The 16632-nt window shown below is 65.6% G+C and carries 13 protein-coding genes; 11 read left to right on the top strand and 2 right to left on the bottom strand.

Annotated elements, in window-relative coordinates; genetic code table 11:
- The first annotated feature begins 34 nt into the window (after window positions 1–34).
- Both J2S73_RS11890 and J2S73_RS11885 read left to right on the top strand, forming a co-directional pair.
- Window positions 35–1012 (top strand): quinone oxidoreductase family protein, encoded by a 978-nt coding sequence (locus J2S73_RS11890; RefSeq protein WP_306885753.1) that lies wholly within the window; start codon window positions 35–37, stop codon window positions 1010–1012.
- Window positions 1013–1023: 11 nt separating this feature from the next.
- Window positions 1024–2256: an ArgE/DapE family deacylase gene (locus J2S73_RS11885; protein WP_306885752.1), complete on the top strand. Its 1233-nt coding sequence runs from the start codon at window positions 1024–1026 to the stop codon at window positions 2254–2256.
- A 1-nt stretch (window position 2257) separates the two neighbouring features.
- Here the strand turns inward: J2S73_RS11885 and J2S73_RS11880 are convergent, their stop codons facing one another.
- Window positions 2258–3463, bottom strand: a complete 1206-nt coding sequence (locus J2S73_RS11880) for an MFS transporter (protein WP_306885751.1) — start codon at window positions 3461–3463, stop codon at window positions 2258–2260.
- A 231-nt stretch (window positions 3464–3694) separates the two neighbouring features.
- On the opposite strand from J2S73_RS11880, the gene clcA reads away from it, so the two are divergent.
- From clcA to J2S73_RS11835, 9 genes are all read left to right on the top strand, one after another.
- Window positions 3695–5059, top strand: coding sequence for a H(+)/Cl(-) exchange transporter ClcA (gene clcA, locus J2S73_RS11875; RefSeq protein WP_306885750.1), 1365 nt, complete (start codon window positions 3695–3697; stop codon window positions 5057–5059).
- A gap of 126 nt (window positions 5060–5185) precedes the next feature.
- Window positions 5186–7453: a sensor histidine kinase NtrY-like gene (locus J2S73_RS11870; RefSeq protein WP_306885749.1), complete on the top strand. Its 2268-nt coding sequence runs from the start codon at window positions 5186–5188 to the stop codon at window positions 7451–7453.
- 6 nt (window positions 7454–7459) lie between these two features.
- Window positions 7460–8830 (top strand): nitrogen assimilation response regulator NtrX, encoded by a 1371-nt coding sequence (ntrX, locus tag J2S73_RS11865; protein ID WP_306885748.1) that lies wholly within the window; start codon window positions 7460–7462, stop codon window positions 8828–8830.
- A 186-nt stretch (window positions 8831–9016) separates the two neighbouring features.
- A complete protein-coding gene (trkA, locus tag J2S73_RS11860; protein WP_306885747.1) occupies window positions 9017–10393 on the top strand; it encodes a Trk system potassium transporter TrkA in 1377 nt (458 codons plus the stop codon).
- A gap of 79 nt (window positions 10394–10472) precedes the next feature.
- The gene (locus J2S73_RS11855; protein ID WP_306885746.1) at window positions 10473–11336 is read left to right on the top strand and encodes a D-amino-acid transaminase; all 864 of its coding nucleotides are present in this window, start codon (window positions 10473–10475) and stop codon (window positions 11334–11336) included.
- Window positions 11337–11537: 201 nt separating this feature from the next.
- A complete protein-coding gene (hfq, locus tag J2S73_RS11850) occupies window positions 11538–11786 on the top strand; it encodes an RNA chaperone Hfq (RefSeq protein WP_306885745.1) in 249 nt (82 codons plus the stop codon).
- Window positions 11787–13160 (top strand): GTPase HflX, encoded by a 1374-nt coding sequence (gene hflX / locus J2S73_RS11845; RefSeq protein WP_370874420.1) that lies wholly within the window; start codon window positions 11787–11789, stop codon window positions 13158–13160.
- A gap of 46 nt (window positions 13161–13206) precedes the next feature.
- A complete protein-coding gene (locus J2S73_RS11840) occupies window positions 13207–13974 on the top strand; it encodes an SDR family oxidoreductase (protein WP_306885744.1) in 768 nt (255 codons plus the stop codon).
- Window positions 13975–14157: 183 nt separating this feature from the next.
- Window positions 14158–15051: a LysR family transcriptional regulator gene (locus J2S73_RS11835; protein ID WP_306885743.1), complete on the top strand. Its 894-nt coding sequence runs from the start codon at window positions 14158–14160 to the stop codon at window positions 15049–15051.
- Window positions 15052–15751: 700 nt separating this feature from the next.
- On the opposite strand, the gene J2S73_RS11830 is transcribed toward J2S73_RS11835, so the two are convergent.
- Entirely contained in the window at window positions 15752–16630 is an 879-nt protein-coding gene (locus J2S73_RS11830; RefSeq protein WP_306885742.1) for a sugar phosphate isomerase/epimerase family protein, read from the bottom strand.
- Between the last annotated feature and the right edge of the window lie 2 nt (window positions 16631–16632).

Genomic DNA, 16632 nt, shown 5'->3' with positions numbered 1-16632 from the left:
AGACCTGTTGCGGGCGGCAACGGAGGAGGGTCGAATGACCAAGGCGATCGTCGTCAACGAAACCGGGGGACCGGATGTCCTGAGCTGGCAGGATATCGACGTCGGACAGCCCGGACCGACGCAGGTGCGGCTGCGCCACACGGCCATCGGCCTGAATTTCATCGACACCTATTTCCGCTCCGGCCTCTACAAGGCGCCGAACGGACTGCCGTTCGTGCCCGGCAACGAGGGCGCCGGTGTGGTCGAGGCCGTCGGCTCCGACGTCACCGATCTCGCCGTGGGCGACCGTGTCGCCTATACGGGTGCCCTAGGCGCCTACGCCGAAGAGCGGCTGATCGAGGCCGGCCAGCTGGTCAAGATCCCGGACGCAATTCCCGAAAAGACGGCGGCCGCGATGATGCTGAAGGGCATGACCGCGCGCTATCTCCTGCGCCGGACGTATCCGGTGACGGCGGACACGAAGATCCTGTTTCACGCCGCCGCCGGCGGCGTCGGGCTGATTGCCGGACAGTGGGCGAAGCATCTCGGGGCCACGATCATCGGGACGGTCGGCTCGGAAGAGAAGGCCGATATCGCCAGGGCGAACGGCTACACCCACGTGATCAACTACCGCACCGAGAACTTCGTCGACCGCGTCAAGGAACTGACCGATGGCGAGGGCGTGGATGTCGCCTATGACTCCGTTGGCCGCGACACTTATCCAGGCACCCTGGACTGTATCCGTCCGCTCGGTCTCTGGGCGCCGTTCGGCCAGTCTTCCGGCCCCATCACCGACTTCGATCTCCAGCTCCTGAGCCAGAAGGGGTCGCTTTTCTGTACCCGCCCGACCCTGTTCACCTACATCGCAAAGCGTGCGGACCTGGAAGAGACGGCCAATGATCTCTTCGATGTCGTCGCTTCCGGCGCGGTCACCATTCAGGTGAACCAGGAATATCCGCTCCAGGATGCGGCGCGGGCCCATTCCGATCTGGAGAACCGCCGCACCACCGGCACCACGGTTCTCCTTCCATAAGGCGCACGAGCATGAGCGAGACGGAGGCCGAAGCCAGGTTCAGCGAGGCTGTGGCGTTTCTTCAGGAGCTGATCAAGGTCCCCACCGAGAACCCGCCCGGAGACTGCGCGGAACCGGCCGACCAGATCGCCCAGCTGTTCGAGGAGCGCGGTTTCGAGGTCGAGGAACACCCGGTGCCCGATCCGTTCGTCCGGCAATACGGGATGCGGTCGGCCACCAATCTCGTGATCCGCCGCACCTTCGGAAGCGGCGCCGGACCGACGATCGCGCTCGCCAGCCACGCCGACGTGGTTCCACCGGGCGAGAACTGGACCACCGACCCTTATGGTGCCGAGATCAGGGCTGGCGCCGTCTACGGTCGCGGCGCCACCGACGCCAAGGCGGACGTGGCAGGCTTCGCCTACGCACTGCGTTCGCTGGAGGACCTGGACGTTGCGCTGCACGGCACCGTCGAGATCCACGTCACGTTCGACGAAGAGGGCGGCGGCTTCGTCGGACCCCAGTGGCTCATCGAGCAGGGGCTGACGAAGCCGGATATGGTCATCGCCGCCGGGTTCGTGAACACCATCACGACTGCCCATAACGGATGCCTGCACCTGGAAGTGGTGGTGCGCGGACGCGCCGCCCACGCAGCAGTTCCGGAGACGGGAAGCGACGCGCTCGAGGCCGCCGCGCCGATCCTGACCGCACTCTACGACGAGCGAAAGCGACTGGCAGGCGTGGTGAGCCAGGAGGCGGGAATCGGTTCGGCGCGATTGACCGTCGGCACGATCTCAGGCGGGCTTCACATCAACGTCGTGCCGGATCGGGTCGTGATGAAGGTCGACCGCCGTCTGATTCCGGAAGAAGAGCCCGAAACCGTCGAGGCCGAATTGACGAAGCTCGTCACCGAAGCGGCTGCGGGGATCGAAGGGGTCGAGGTCGAGTGCCGCCGGCTGATGCTGACCGGCGCGATGCGGCCCGTCGAGGGTGTCGACCGCCTCGTTGCCCCCCTCAAGCGGCACGCGGACGACATCATCGGCCGCGACGTCCCGGTTTCAGGCGCTCCGGTCTACACCAGCGCCCGCCACTATTCCGCGGCCGGAATACCGACGGTCCTCTACGGCTCCAGCGCCGGTGTCGCGGGGGTCACCGATAGCCACGCCGCCGACGAACACGTCATGCTCGACGATTTCCGCACTGCCATGAAGGTCGTGACGGCGACGCTTGCCGATCTGCTCACGCCCGCATCGCAGGAAGGATGACTCAGGCTTCCGGTCGCCGCCAGAGCAGGAACGGCACGAAGGTGACCGCCTGGAACAGGGCCAGGATCGCGAACATCCACCGATAGCCGGCAGCGGTGGCCCCGCCGTCGGAGGCCGGAAAGAGATCGAGAAACTCGCCGAACAGCCACTGGATCAGGAAGGCCATCACGAAGATGAAGAAATTGAGCGCGGTGTTGACCCGTCCGGCCATGGCGGACGGAAACGACCTCGCGGCGACGACGAAGGAGGTGACTCCGACACTTCCGAACACGGCGTAGGCCAGCCAGAGGGGCGCTGCCGTCTGCGGTGGCAGGACAGCCATCAGGATCTGGACGATCAGGAACCCGAGCGAGCCGGCCAGAAAGACGCGCTCGCTGGAAAGTCCGCGCGCTGCGGCCCGCTGCCCGAGCCAGCCGAACAGAAGGAATCCGACCACCAGGGCGACGGCGATGGCCGACATCCAGATCGCCGCAACCTGACTGGACACGCCGGCGGCATCGCGCAGCCAGGGACCGGCCCACAGACTGCCGACCGACAGGGCGATCCCCTGCACGGAGACGGAGAGGGGGCAGAGCCGCCAGAACGGTTTTGCGATCAGGATCCTGCTGAGCTCGCGTATGAGCGTCGAAACGGGCAGGGGTGACGACGGATAGTCGCGCTTCGGAACGAAGAAAAAGGTGAGGGCGGCCGTAATCAGGAGAACGACCGCGACGACGTCGAATACGCCGCGCCAGCCGAGGAGCCGGATCAACGCATCGGTCGGCGCCCCGCCCAGGAAAGCGCCGAGCCCCCCGACCGCCATGTGCAGCCCGGTGACCATCGACAGACGCTCCACCCCGAACCACAGACGGTAGGCCGTCAGTGGGGCGGTCAGACAGGCGGCCAGCCCAAGTCCCATCACGAAACGGCTGACGCCGAGCCCGGCGAAGGACTCGGCGCGGGCGAAGGCGAGTGTTCCGAGGCAACCGACCAGAAGCAGGGCCGCCTGGACACGCCGCGGACCGAAGCGGTCCATCAGGATCCCGTTCGGCAACTGCGCGCAGGCGAAAGAGAGGAAATAGACGCTCGTGAGAAAGCCGAGCTCGCCGGGCAGAAGATCGAACTCCGCGGCGATCGGTTCGCCGGCGACGGCATTGATCACGCGGATCAGATAGCTGACGAGATAGCCGGCGGAGAACGGGATAAAGACACGCGGGAAAAGCGGCATGCGACGCCTTCGAGGCGGTTGTTTCGGGAGGGCCGACAGCGCGGAATCGGCAGTGGCAGCCCGGAACCGACCGGGTGTCGCGCTTTGAACCCGGCGCATCCGCCGGACCGTCTGCTTACTGCTTTTTCAGGCAGCGGGGAACCATTCCGTCCCCCCGGAGCCGGCGAAGCTTGATCCGCACGCCGTCTCGCGCTAGCGGCAAAGGGTGCAACGAAAAGGGGCCTCATTGCCGTGACCGAGCAGGCGTCGCCACCGCGTACCTCCGATGCTCGGTTCTATCTCCTGGCCTGCGCCCTCGGGATTCTCACGGGAGCCATCGGCACACTGTTTCACCTCGCCGCGGATCAGCTGCTCGCATGGCATCGGACCATGGTCGCTGGGCCGCCGACCGCCGTGTCGATCGGGCTCGCCGCCGGCTCAACCTGCGCGATGGTCGTCGCGGCGGTGTATCTCGTGCGGCGGTTCGCGCCGGAAGCGGCCGGTTCGGGCGTTCAGGAGATCGAGGGCGCACTGGAAGGGCTCCGACCGCTGCGATGGAAACGGGTGCTGCCGGTCAAGTTCTTCGGCGGCCTGCTGTCGATCGGCTCCGGGCTCGTTGTTGGGCGGGAAGGGCCGACCATCCATATCGGCGCCTCGATCGCCGCCGGACTGTCGGACATGGCGCGCCCGGGTCTGGTGGAACGGCGCGGGCTCTATGCCGCCGGTGCCGCAGCGGGCCTGGCCGCCGCCTTCAATGCGCCTCTGGCGGCGGTCCTGTTCGTGATCGAGGAGACCCGCACCCAGTTCCCCTACACGTTCCGCACCTATATGGGCGTGGCGATCGCTGCCACCCTGTCGACCGTGCTCACCGAAGAGATGGCCGGCATGGGTCCGGACCTTGCGATCTCGGTTCCGGGGCTGCCGCCGCACTATCTGATCGCCTTCGCGGGGCTTGGCGCGGTACTCGGCCTGTTCGGCTATGTCTTCAACCGTCTGCTGCTGTGGTCTCTCGACGGGGTCCTGTGGATCGGACGAACCACCTCGCCATACCTGTTTCCGGCCGTGTGGGGTCTCTTGATCGGTGCGCTTATTGTGGTGTTTCCCTCGGCCACGGAAGGCGGCGAAGCCCTGATCCTCGACCTCGTGCAGGAGAACTGGACGGTGGCCGGCTTGTTCCTCCTGGTCGCGCTGCGTCTCGCGACGACCATGGGCAGCTACGCCAGCGGCGCGCCGGGCGGCATCTTCGCACCGATTCTCACCATGGCGACCTGCACCGGCCTGGCGCTGGGTTCGGCCGTGTCCGTCTTCATGCCGGAGGCGGAGCACCTCCCGGTGGCGTTCGCGATCGCCGCCATGGGCGGCCTGTTCACCTCGACCGTGCGCGCGCCGATGGTCGGCGTGGTTCTGGTTCTGGAACTCACGGGATCGTTCGAGTTGCTGTTGCCGGTGCTGGCGACCTGCATCGTGTCGAACATCGTGGCCGAGCGGCTCGGCGGACGGCCGGTCTACGAACAACTCCTTGAGAGGACCCTTCGGCTCGCGGGGACCCCCCGGCCGGACGAGCCGGGCGAGCATCTTCCGGTTCAACTCGGATGGGACGGTCGCCGGAACGATTGAAGCGGTCGCCGACAGGACCGGCGCAGAGACCTGTGGCGAAACCGCCCCATTCTCCGTCTCATTTTCGCAACATTGTTGTTTATCGGTAACGCACACCCAGGCGCGCCGCGCCGCAAGTGAGCAGACATGACGGCCAGCGAGACCTATTTCAGCCAGACCCTGCCGCCGAACGGCCCGGATCGCCGCCAATGGATCCGCAGGGCCAGCATCTGGGCCGTGGGCGCCGCGCTGCTGTCGGTCACGGCAACCTTCTTGGTGCTTACGGGTTTGACGCCGATCGCACCCACGAATCAGGTGGTCCGGATCGCGCTGGCCATCAACGCGTGCATCGTCGGCATCCTGCTTGTGGGTGTTGCCTGGGAAGTTCATACGCTGTGGCGTGCGCGCCGCGCCGGCCGTGCGGGTGCCCGTCTGCATGTGCGCATTCTGGCCCTCTTCTCGCTGATGGCCGTGCTGCCGGCCGCGCTGGTCGCCGTGGTCGCCGTGATCACCCTCAACCGGGGCCTGGACCGCTGGTTCGAAGAGCGCACCCGGGCCATCGTCGACAATTCGCTCGCCGTTGCTGACGCCTATGTGGAGGAACACGCCAGGGTGCTGCGCGGCGACCTGATCGCCATGGCCCACGACGTCGACCGGGCGCGCCAGCTCTATGTCCACGAGCCGGCCCGGTTCGACCAGTATCTGCAGACCCAGGCTTCGCTGCGGCTCCTGCCCAAGGCCTTCCTTCTGAACAGCGACGGAACGGTCGTGACCCGGGCGATCATCAATCCGGACCTCGATCTTGCCATGCCGCCCGCGCCCGCCCTGGAGCGTGCGGAGGAGGGCAACCCGGTCATGATCGCCCCGGGCGATGCCAATCAGGTCGGAGGAATCATCAAGCTCAAGGCCTATGAGGACCTCTACCTCTACATCGCACGCCCGATGGATCCCGAGGTTCTCGAATATCTCCGCCTGACCGAGGACAACGCGGAAGAATACACCGCGCTCGACGAAAGCCGGCTGGGAATGCAGGTGGCCTTCGCCTTCGTGTATGCCGGCGTCACGCTGGTGCTGCTCGTGTCCGCGATCTGGCTCGGATTCGGATTCGCCAACCGGCTGGTGACCCCGATCCGGCGCCTGATCGATGCGGCCGACGAAGTCTCGCACGGCAACCTGGCGGCTGAAGTGCCGATCAATCAGAATGACGGCGATCTTGCCCACCTGGGCGAGACCTTCAACACCATGACCACCCAGCTCAGGTCCCAGAGATCGGAGCTTTTGCAGGCCAACGAGCAGATCGACCAGCGCCGGCGGTTCACCGAGGCGGTGCTCGCCGGGGTTACGGTCGGAGTGCTCGGCATCGAGCCGGACGGGACGGTTTCGCTTGCCAACCGTTCGGCGCTCGAAATCCTGCAGACCGGGGAAGAGGACCTGATCGGAAAGCCGTTGCGCGAAGGCGTGCCCGAACTGGCCGGCCTGATGGACAGCGGACCGAGGCTTGGTTTCCGCGCCCGGCAGGGTCAGATCACGCTGGAGCGGTCCGGCAAGGAGCGGATCGTCGCCGTGCGGATTACGGTCGACCGCGCCGATTCCCAGCGCCAGGGATGGGTCGTCACCTTCGACGACATCACCGACCTCGTCCAGGCGCAGCGCACCTCGGCCTGGGCCGACGTCGCCCGGCGCATCGCCCACGAGATCAAGAACCCGCTGACCCCGATCCAGCTTTCGGCAGAGCGCCTCAAGCGGCGCTACGGCAAGCGGATCGAGGACGACCGCGAAGTGTTCGACCAGTGCGTCGACACCATCGTGCGGCAGGTCGGCGACATCGGCCGGATGGTGAACGAGTTCTCGACCTTCGCCCGCATGCCGAAACCGGTGATCGAGGAACGCGATCTGAAGGAAGCGGTGCGCGAAGGCGTCTTCCTGCAGAGCGTCGGTCATCCGGGCGTGAAGGTGGAGACCGAATTTCCGGAAGGGAAGGTCATCGGCCGGTTCGACCACCGGCTCATCGTCCAGGCCGTCTCCAACCTGGTTAAGAATGCCGCCGAATCGATCGAGCAGACGACGGACGAAGAGCGGGAAGGCGAGGCGGGATACATCCACGTCTCCATCCGCAGCGATGCCGACTCTCACATCGTCGAGATCGTCGACAACGGGATCGGCCTGCCCCAGGAGGGCCGCCAGCGCCTGCTGGAGCCCTACATGACCACCCGCGAGAAGGGCACCGGCCTCGGTCTCGCCATCGTCGGCAAGATCGCCGAAGACCATGGCGGACGCGTCGAACTCCTCGACGCCAGCGCAGCCGGCCTCAATCATCGCGGCGCCTGCGTGCGCTTCATACTCGCCATCCACGGTCCGGACACGCCGGATGCCGGGGACGGCACCGCTTCAACCGCATCATCAACAACGGGCTAGGGCAGAATGGCCACCGACATCCTCATCGTCGACGACGAACGGGACATCCGTGAACTCATCGCCGGCATCCTGGACGACGAGGGATTCGAGGCGCGCACCGCGGCGCACTCCGACGAGGCGCTGGCGGAGATCGCCGCCCGCAAGCCGAGTCTGCTGTTCCTCGACATATGGCTGCAGGGAAGCCGGCTGGACGGCCTGGCGCTGCTCGATGTGATCAAGGAGCAGCATCCCTCTCTGCCGGTGGTGATCATCTCCGGCCACGGCAACATCGAGACCGCCGTATCGGCGATCAAGCGCGGCGCCTACGACTATATCGAGAAGCCACTCAAGGCGGATCGCCTGATCCTCGCCGCCGAACGCGCGCTCGAAGCCTCCCAGCTCCGACGCGAAATCGCGGATCTGAAGGCACGGGCGGGAGAGGCGACCGAGCTGATCGGCAATTCGAATGCCATGGCCGCCCTGCGCACGATGATCGAGCGCGTGGCTCCGACGAACAGCCGGATCCTTCTCACCGGGCCGTCCGGTGCGGGCAAGGAACTGGTCGCCCGATCCATTCACGGCTCTTCCCAGCGTGCGAACGGTCCGTTCGTGATCCTGAATGCGGCCACCATAACGCCGGATCGGGTCGAGGAGGCCCTGTTCGGCACGGAATCGTCCAACGGCGGAAGCCGGGCCGTCGGAGCCCTCGAGGAAGCCCACGGCGGGACCCTCTATCTCGACGAGATCGCCGACATGCCGCTGGAGACCCAGGGCCGCATTCTGCGCGTTCTGGTGGATCAGACCTTTCTGCGCGTCGGCGGCTCCACCCGGGTTCACGTCGACGTCCGGATCATATCCTCCAGTGCCCGCGACCTGCAGAACGAGATCGAGAACGGCCGCGTCCGGGAAGACCTGTTCCACCGCCTGAGCGTGGTGCCGATCCGCGTGCCGTCGCTCGCTGAACGCCGGGACGACATTCCGGTTCTGGTCGACCATTTCATGCGCCAGATCGCCGCCAGCGCAGGTCTGCCGCTGCGGATCATCGGCGATGACGCCATGGCCGTGCTGCAGGCCCACGACTGGCCCGGCAACATCCGCCAGCTCAAGAACAACATCGAGCGGCTGCTCATCCTGACGCGGGATCAGGATCCGAACGACCCGGTGTCCGCCGATCTGCTGCCCTCGGAAGTCGGTGCCCTCGTGCCGCCGCTGTCGTCCGGTCAGGGCGGCGAACACTTCATGGCGTTGCCGCTCCGCGATGCGCGCGAGATCTTCGAGCGCGATTATCTCAAGGCTCAGATCAACCGGTTCGGCGGCAACATTTCCCGCACGGCCGAGTTCGTCGGCATGGAACGCTCGGCCCTGCATCGCAAGCTCAAGTCGCTCGGCATCGCCTGACACACCCGGCGAAGCCGCGAAGCGGCAAAAAACCGCGGCATCCGGCTTGCATCTCCCCGTGGCAGGGGCTTGGAGTGCCGCGGGGCGTTCGAGATGATCACTCATCGCCATTCCGGACGGGATACATGGCCCGTCCGGCCTGATAGATGGTAGCGACGTCTGCGGAAGTTCGTTTAGCGAGGGCGCATGCGCATCGTCATTTGTGGTGCCGGACAGGTCGGCTTCGGCATCGCGGAGAAGCTGGCGGCGGAGGAGAACGACGTCTCCGTGATCGACACCTCTCCGCGTCTGGTCGGCATCATCCGCGACACGCTCGATGTCCGCGGCGTGGTCGGCTACGGCTCGCATCCGGACGTCCTGAGCCAGGCCGGCGCGGAAGACGCCGACATGCTGATCGCGGTGACCCAGGCCGACGAAGTGAACATGGTCGCTTGCCAGGTCGCCCATACGCTGTTTTCGGTGCCGACCAAGATCGCGCGGGTGAGGGCGCAGAGCTACCTGCAGCCTCACTACCAGGATCTGTTCGCCCGCGACCATCTGCCGATCGATGTGATCATCTCGCCCGAGATCGAGGTCGGCGAAACCGTGCTGAGGCGCATGTCGCTCCCCGGTGCGGTGGAGACGGTCCGGTTCGCGGACGGCGATGTCATCGTCGTCGGCATTCTCTGCAACGAGGACTGCCCGGTCATCGATACGCCGCTTCGCCAGCTGACCGAGCTGTTTCCGGACCTCGGCGCGGTTGTGACCGGCATCTTCCGCAACGGGCGGCTCTTCGTTCCCCAGAGCGACGACACGGTGATGGTCGGCGATCTGGTCTATGTGGTGGCCCGGCTGGATCAGGTCCGGCGCACGCTCGGCATCTTCGGCCACGACGAGCCGGAGGCCCGTCGTGTTGTGATCGCCGGCGGCGGACACATCGGCGCCTATGTCGCGCGCGAACTGGAACGGCGGAAGCCGAACGTCAAGGTCAAGATCATCGAACAGTCGCGCCAGCGCGCCGTCGAAATCGCGGACGAACTCAGGCGCACGGTCATCCTGCACGGCTCCGCGCTCGATCAGGAGATCCTCCGGGAGGCCGACATCGAGGACAGCGACGTCCTGGTGGCGCTCACCAACGACGACCAGGCGAACATCATTGCCGGCGTCATGGCCAAGACGCTGGGCTGCAAACGCAATCTGAGCCTGATCAACAATGCCAGCTACCCGGCGTTCGCCCATGCGCTCGGCATCGACGCCTATGTGAACCCGCGCGCGGTGACGATTTCCCGGGTTCTGCGCCATGTGCGCCGTGGTCGCATCCGGTCGGTCCATTCCTTGCAGAACGGTGCTGCGGAAGTCATCGAGGCCGAAGCGCTGGAGACCTCGTCCCTCGTCGGACGGCCGATCCGCGATCTGGACCTGCCGGACGGCATCCGGATCGGCGCGATCTATCGCCGGAAGGGAGCCATCACTCCGCGCGGCGATACCCAGATCATGGCCCACGACCGGGTCGTCATCTTCGCGCTGGCGGAACGGGTTCGCCAAGTCGAACAGATGTTCCGGGTGAGCCTCGAATTCTTCTGACGCGTCAAACGGACGCCGAAGTGCGGCGCCGCATTGATGAATAAAATCAGGCGATTAACTCGCCAAGCTGGAGTTGTCTATGAGCCGATTCGCTTACGTTAACGGCCGATATGTCCGTCACAAGGAGGCCGCCGTCCACATCGAGGACCGTGGCTACCAGTTTGCCGACGGCATCTACGAGGTGTGCGAGGTCCGTCACGGAGCACTGGTCGACACCACCCGCCACCTTGATCGCCTCGACAGATCACTGAGCGAACTCCAGATCGCGAGCCCGATGCCCCGCGCCTCCCTGGTGGCGGTGATGCGGGAGGTGGTGCGCCGCAACCGGGTGCGCGACGGCATGATCTACATTCAGGTCAGCCGCGGCGTCGCTCCGCGCGATCACCTGTTCCCGCCGCAGGGAACCCCGCCCGCACTCGTGATCACGGCGCGGTCGTCTTCGCCTGCGAAAGCGGCAAAGACCGCCGAAGCGGGCGTCAACGTCATCACGCTTCCCGACAATCGCTGGGAGCGCGTCGACATCAAGTCCGTATCGCTGCTGCCCAATGTTCTGGCAAAGGAAGCCGCTCGCAAGGCGGGTGCGAAGGAAGCCTGGTTCGTCGATTCCGACGGCTACGTCACCGAGGGGTCGTCCACCAACGCCTGGATCGTCACGGCCGAGGGGGCCCTTGTCACGCGGCCGGCCGAGCACGGGATCCTGCGCGGCATCACCCGGACGGCGGTGCTCGACCTGGCACGCCGGGAAGGCATCACCGTGGAAGAGAGGCCGTTCACCGTCGAGGAAGCCTACCGGGCACGCGAGGCGTTCATTACCGCCGCGACGACCCTTGTCATGCCGGTTGTCCGGATCGACGATCACGCGATCGGAAACGGCAAGCCCGGGTCGATCGCCACCGAGCTGCGTCAGCGCTTCCACGAGGTGGTGGAGACCATGCCCGTTTGACCAGGCGGTTGCGTCGCCAAGCGCCGACTGGCACGAGCCATGCAACCCGCCGCTGTGCAGTGGGCAATATTCGTCGTTGCGATCAGGCGAAAGATGATCCATCTACCACGAACGAGGCCCGAAAACGGCGGTTGATGTCCCTGTGACCGATGGGGCATCCAAGAATTTCCGCGCCACCTAATAAGAAGGTATTCCAAACTGATGGCCGACCGGACACAAAATCTACAAGACACTTTTCTGAACTATGTCCGCAAGAACAAGACCCCGCTGACAATCTTTCTGGTCAATGGAGTGAAGTTGCAGGGCGTGGTAACCTGGTTCGATAATTTCTGCGTCCTGCTTCGGCGCGACGGGCATTCGCAACTGGTCTACAAGCATGCGATCTCCACGATCATGCCGAACCAGCCGGTGCAGCTGTTCGACCCGAGCGACGAGACCGCCGGAGGCTGATTGGAACCGCGTCCGCACGATCACTCACCGGCCGACGGATCGGCAGGACCCGGCTCGGCGGATGCGAGTCCCACGTCGCTGCGAACGCTCGTTCTGCTGCCCGACCTGAAGCAGCAGCACGAGCCTCGCGCAGCCTCAGGCGCTCCTCCGAAGCGCTCGCCGGAAGCGCGGCTGGAGGAGGCCATCGGCCTGGCTCTCGCCATCGACCTGGAAGTGGTCGGATCCTGGATCATCCCGATCGCCGCTCAGCGGCCCGCGACCCTGTTCGGAACGGGCAAGGTCGAGGAGATCAAGCTCAGGATCACGACGGAAGAGGCCGGTCTGGTCGTCGTCGACACCAGCCTCTCCCCGGTCCAGCAGCGCAATCTCGAACGCGCCTGGGGCGTCAAGGTGCTCGACCGCACCGCGCTGATCCTGGAAATATTTGGCGAACGCGCCCAGACCCGGGAAGGCGCCCTGCAGGTCGAGCTCGCCCACCTTCACTGGCAGAAGAGCCGCCTTGTCCGCTCCTGGACCCACCTGGAGCGGCAGCGCGGCGGTTACGGGTTCCTGGGCGGGCCGGGCGAAACCCAGATCGAGGCGGACCGCCGCCAGATTCAGGGCCGGATCAACCGTCTGGAGCGGGACCTGGAAAGCGTGCGGCGGACACGGGCGCTGCATCGCAAGAAGCGGGTCCGGCGCGATCAGCCTGTCGTCGCCCTGGTCGGCTACACGAACGCCGGCAAGTCGACCCTCTTCAACAAGCTGACGGAAAGCGGCGTGCGCGCACAGAATCTGTTGTTCGCGACGCTGGACCCGACCCTGCGCCGGGTCGCGCTTCCGCACGGAATCGAAATCGTGCTGTCCGATACCGTGGGCTTCATTTCACATCTTCCCACCGATCTGGTGGCGGCGTTCCGTGCCACGCTGGAGGAGGTGGTCGAAGCCGATCTGATCCTCCACGTGCGGGACATCGCCCATCCCGACAGCGAAGCCCAGTCGGCCGACGTCGAGGCGACGCTGGAAGCCATGGACGTGGACCCGCACGAACCCGGGCGGGTGATCGAGGTCTGGAACAAGGTGGATCTGCTCCCCGAGCAGGCCCGCGCGCGAATGCTGGAAAACACGGGGCCCGATACGGTTGCGGTTTCGGCCCTGTCAGGCTCCGGCCTGGACCGGCTGCTGGATCGTATCGAGCAGCGCCTGACCAGCGGACGGCATGAGGCGGAGCTGGAACTGCCTGCGGAAGAGGGTGAGCTCCTCGCCTGGCTCTACAGATCCACCGAGGTGCTGGAGCGGGAGGATTCCCCCGACACCATCCGCCTCAAGGTCCGCATTCCGGCGAGCCAGTCCGACGCTTTCACAAGCAAGGCGGGCGCATTCGTTTTGAACTGAGACGCGCGCACGGCAGGCGCCGCGCACCGTGACAGGGAGCGAACCCATGACGGATCTTGCCGGCCAAACCGTGATCGTGACCGGCGCAAGCCGGGGAATCGGCGAGGCGGCCGCGCGCCATCTGGCCACGCTCGGGGCTGTCGTGGTCCTGGCCGCCAGAAGCGCAGACCGGATCGAGGCCATTGCCGGCGAGATTCGGGCGTCCGGTGGCAAGGCGATCGCCATGCAGTGCGACGTTAGCCGTGTCGACGACGTGCGCCACCTTGTCGAGGGGACCGTGGCGGAGACCGGTCGGCTCGACGTTCTCGTCAACAACGCCGGCCTGATCGATCCCATCGCGCGGATCGCCGACAGCGATCCGGCGGCATGGGGCGAAGTTCTCGATGCCAACACCAAGGGCGTCTATTACGGCCTTCGCTTCGCGATCCCGCAGATGCTCGCCCAGGGCGGCGGGACGATCATCAACATCAGTTCCGGTGCTGCGACCGGGGCGCTGGAAGGCTGGAGCCACTATTGCGCCAGCAAGGCGGCCGCGCTGTCCCTGACCCGGGTGGCCGACAAGGAATATGCAGACCAGGACATCCGCGTGATCGGCCTGAGCCCCGGAACGGTGGCGACGGAGATGCAGGTCCAGATCAAGGCGTCCGGCATCAACCCGGTGAGCAGGCTCGGCCCGTCAGCGCACATTCCGCCGGACTGGGTCGCCAAGGCGATCGGATGGCTGTGCGGCCCGGGCGGCGACGCCTATTGCGGGACCGACTTCTCGCTGAAGACGGCCGAAGCCAGGGCAGCCGTCGGCCTGCCCGCGACCTGATCCGAAGCTCCTGCGGCTCTAGATCCGGCTGCCGAAACCATTCGAGAGGTGGAGCCGGAGCGCCAACGGGGAGGGGACGGAGACCAGGCCTTCGCATTCCGGCCGGCACAGCGCCGATGCTGGCGCACAATCCTCGATCAGACCATAGTGTGCGCCGTAGTTCGTTCACGTAAACAGAACGATATGGCCGACCTCAACTATCACCATCTCCGTTATTTCCAGATCGTCGCGCATGAGGGCCACCTTACGCGGGCCGCGGCCCGGCTGAATGTGTCGCAGTCCGCTCTGTCGTCCCAGATCCGGCAGCTCGAAGCGCGCCTCGGTCAGCCGCTCTTCGAGCGCCGCGGGCGGGCCCTCCATCTGACCGAGGCCGGCCGGATCGCGCTGGATCACGCGGATCGCATCTTCGAGGCGGGCAGCGACCTGCTGTCGGTCCTGAGCCAGGCATCGGTGGCCCGGCGCCCGCTGAGGGTGGGCGCGATCGCGACGCTCTCGCGCAACTTCCAGCTCAATTTCCTGAAGCCCGCGCTCGCCCAGCCTGATACCGAAGTCATCCTGCGCTCCGGCAGCCGCAGCGAACTGCTGGAGGCGCTGGAGATGCTGCATCTGGATCTGGTGCTGACCAACCGTCCGCCCGAGACGGACGGTCCGACACCGTTCATCGTCCATCGACTGGCGGAGCAATCGGTCGGCCTCATCGGCGTCCCGTCCCTCGACCGTCCCGATGCATCGCTTCTGGACCGCCTGCAGACGTCACCGCTCATCCTCCCGTCCCGCTCCAGCGGCCTGCGCACCGGCTTCGACGCACTCGTCAATCGCCTGGGCGCAGAACCGAAGGTCGCCGCCGAGGTGGACGACATGGCCATGGCCCGTCTTCTTGCGCGCGAGGGCATCGGACTGGCGGTGATCCCGCCGATCGTGGTGAGGGACGAGCTCGCAAGCGGCGCGCTGGTCGAGATCGAGCAGCTGCCCGAGATCAGCGAAGTGTTCTTCGCGGTCATGATCCGCCGGACCTACCAGCATCCGATCCTGCCGGAGCTGATGGACCGGTTCGAACTCGGGCCCGAGCGGTCCTGAGCACATTGCCCGACGCGCCCTGTCACGGAGGCGTCTCAGACCTTGCACCGGATCCGGAACGGAGGAAAAACCGTTTTAATGTTAACGGGATAGTGGCGCAGAGGATCGAACGAAGTTCGAACTCGGAGCCTCGCGCGCAGGGTTGGTGTGGCGGCTGCGCGCAAACAAGGATGGCGGACCCATCCGCCTTAAGTTCGAACTCAGAGCCCAGCGGGCGACCGCCCGTCGGCCGGTCAGGCCGCCGCCGCGGAGGCGTTGAGCGAAGCGAAACTGCCGTGAGCGAAATGATGGCGGAGGAGGTGGGATTCGTGTTTAACTGAATGTCGGTTTTAATATGTTGAATAACATAGATTATTTTCTGTTTAGGGGGATGGGGTGTTGTCCAATCTGTTGGACGAAGTTAGATGGCCTACTCTTCAGCAAGTAGTCATGCCTCGCTCGGTCTTTGGACCCTACGTTAGACCGCTCTTCTAGGCGCAATCTGGTTACAATTGCTCTTTCCTTGAATCCAAAGAATCTCAAGTGTTGGGTTCATGGTTAAATTGAAGCATGTCGATTGGCTGCTTCCCGGCCCCCCGCCAGATCTTCAATATTGGCTCCCGTGCGCTCACTCCTTCAGAAGGTATGTCTTCTATGCGTCCGAGAACCATGATGCCTTAGTCGTGGGACAGAACCACAATTTCTGTTCCCACGGATCCCCTCACCACGGCCTAACGGCAGCCACAGCTGCGTGTTTTGCAGCCTGCATGGTCTGAAACGCGATACGCGCTGCCGTGACGGGGTCGGCATAGGCCGATCGCCAGAGCCGGACGCCGGCGACGAGGTCGGGCCCGACCAGGCCGCCCGAAAAGCCTTCGGCAACGAAATCGCCTTGGTAGTCGGCGCGCGCCAGCGCTCGAAAATAGCCGGCAAGGTCGAAAGTGCCGGAGCCCACGACACCGCGATGGTTCTCCGCGACGTGGGCGTGACCGAGCAGCGGCGCGTTGCGCGCAATGCTCCCGGCAATGTCAGCTTCCTCGATGTTCATGTGGAACGTGTCCATGTGAACGAACATGTTCCGTCCGTCCACTTCGCGGATGAGAGCGGCGGCCTGGTCGAGGGTGTTGACCATGTAGCTTTCGTAGCGATTTACGGGTTCGAGGCCCAGCTTCACGCCGAGGTCGCCGGCGCGCCGGTCGAGCCGGGAGAGCCGCTCCGCCACGCGCCGCCGGTCGGTCTCGGTCTGGCCGGCTCCGTAGCTGGCGAAGGCGGCATAAGTGATGCCGCTGACCCCCGGAGCGCCGAGCTCGGCGGCGATTTCCAGCGCCCGGGCGACGGTGTGCTCGCCGCGCTCGGCGGTTTCGGAATCGGTGGAGGAAATGTCGGCCTCGGGGCCCAGTGCCATGCCCAGGCGCAACCCCAGCCCGTGCGCCGGCACCACCCGCCGTGTGAGCTCCAGGTCGAAGGCGAAGGGATCAAACATCAGTAGCTCGATCAGTTCGTAGCCGATCTCAACCGCCGAGCGGCAGGTGAACTCGGCTCCCTTTGCGGACCAGTCGTCCCCGAATATCAGGGCGTGGACTCCGAGCTTGCCTTCCATCG

The sequence above is a fragment of the Amorphus orientalis genome (assembly GCF_030814015.1).
GTDB classification, from domain to species: Bacteria; Pseudomonadota; Alphaproteobacteria; order Rhizobiales; family Amorphaceae; genus Amorphus; species Amorphus orientalis.
Note: the sequence above shows the minus strand (reverse complement) of the source record. Positions and strands in the feature narration are given on the sequence as shown.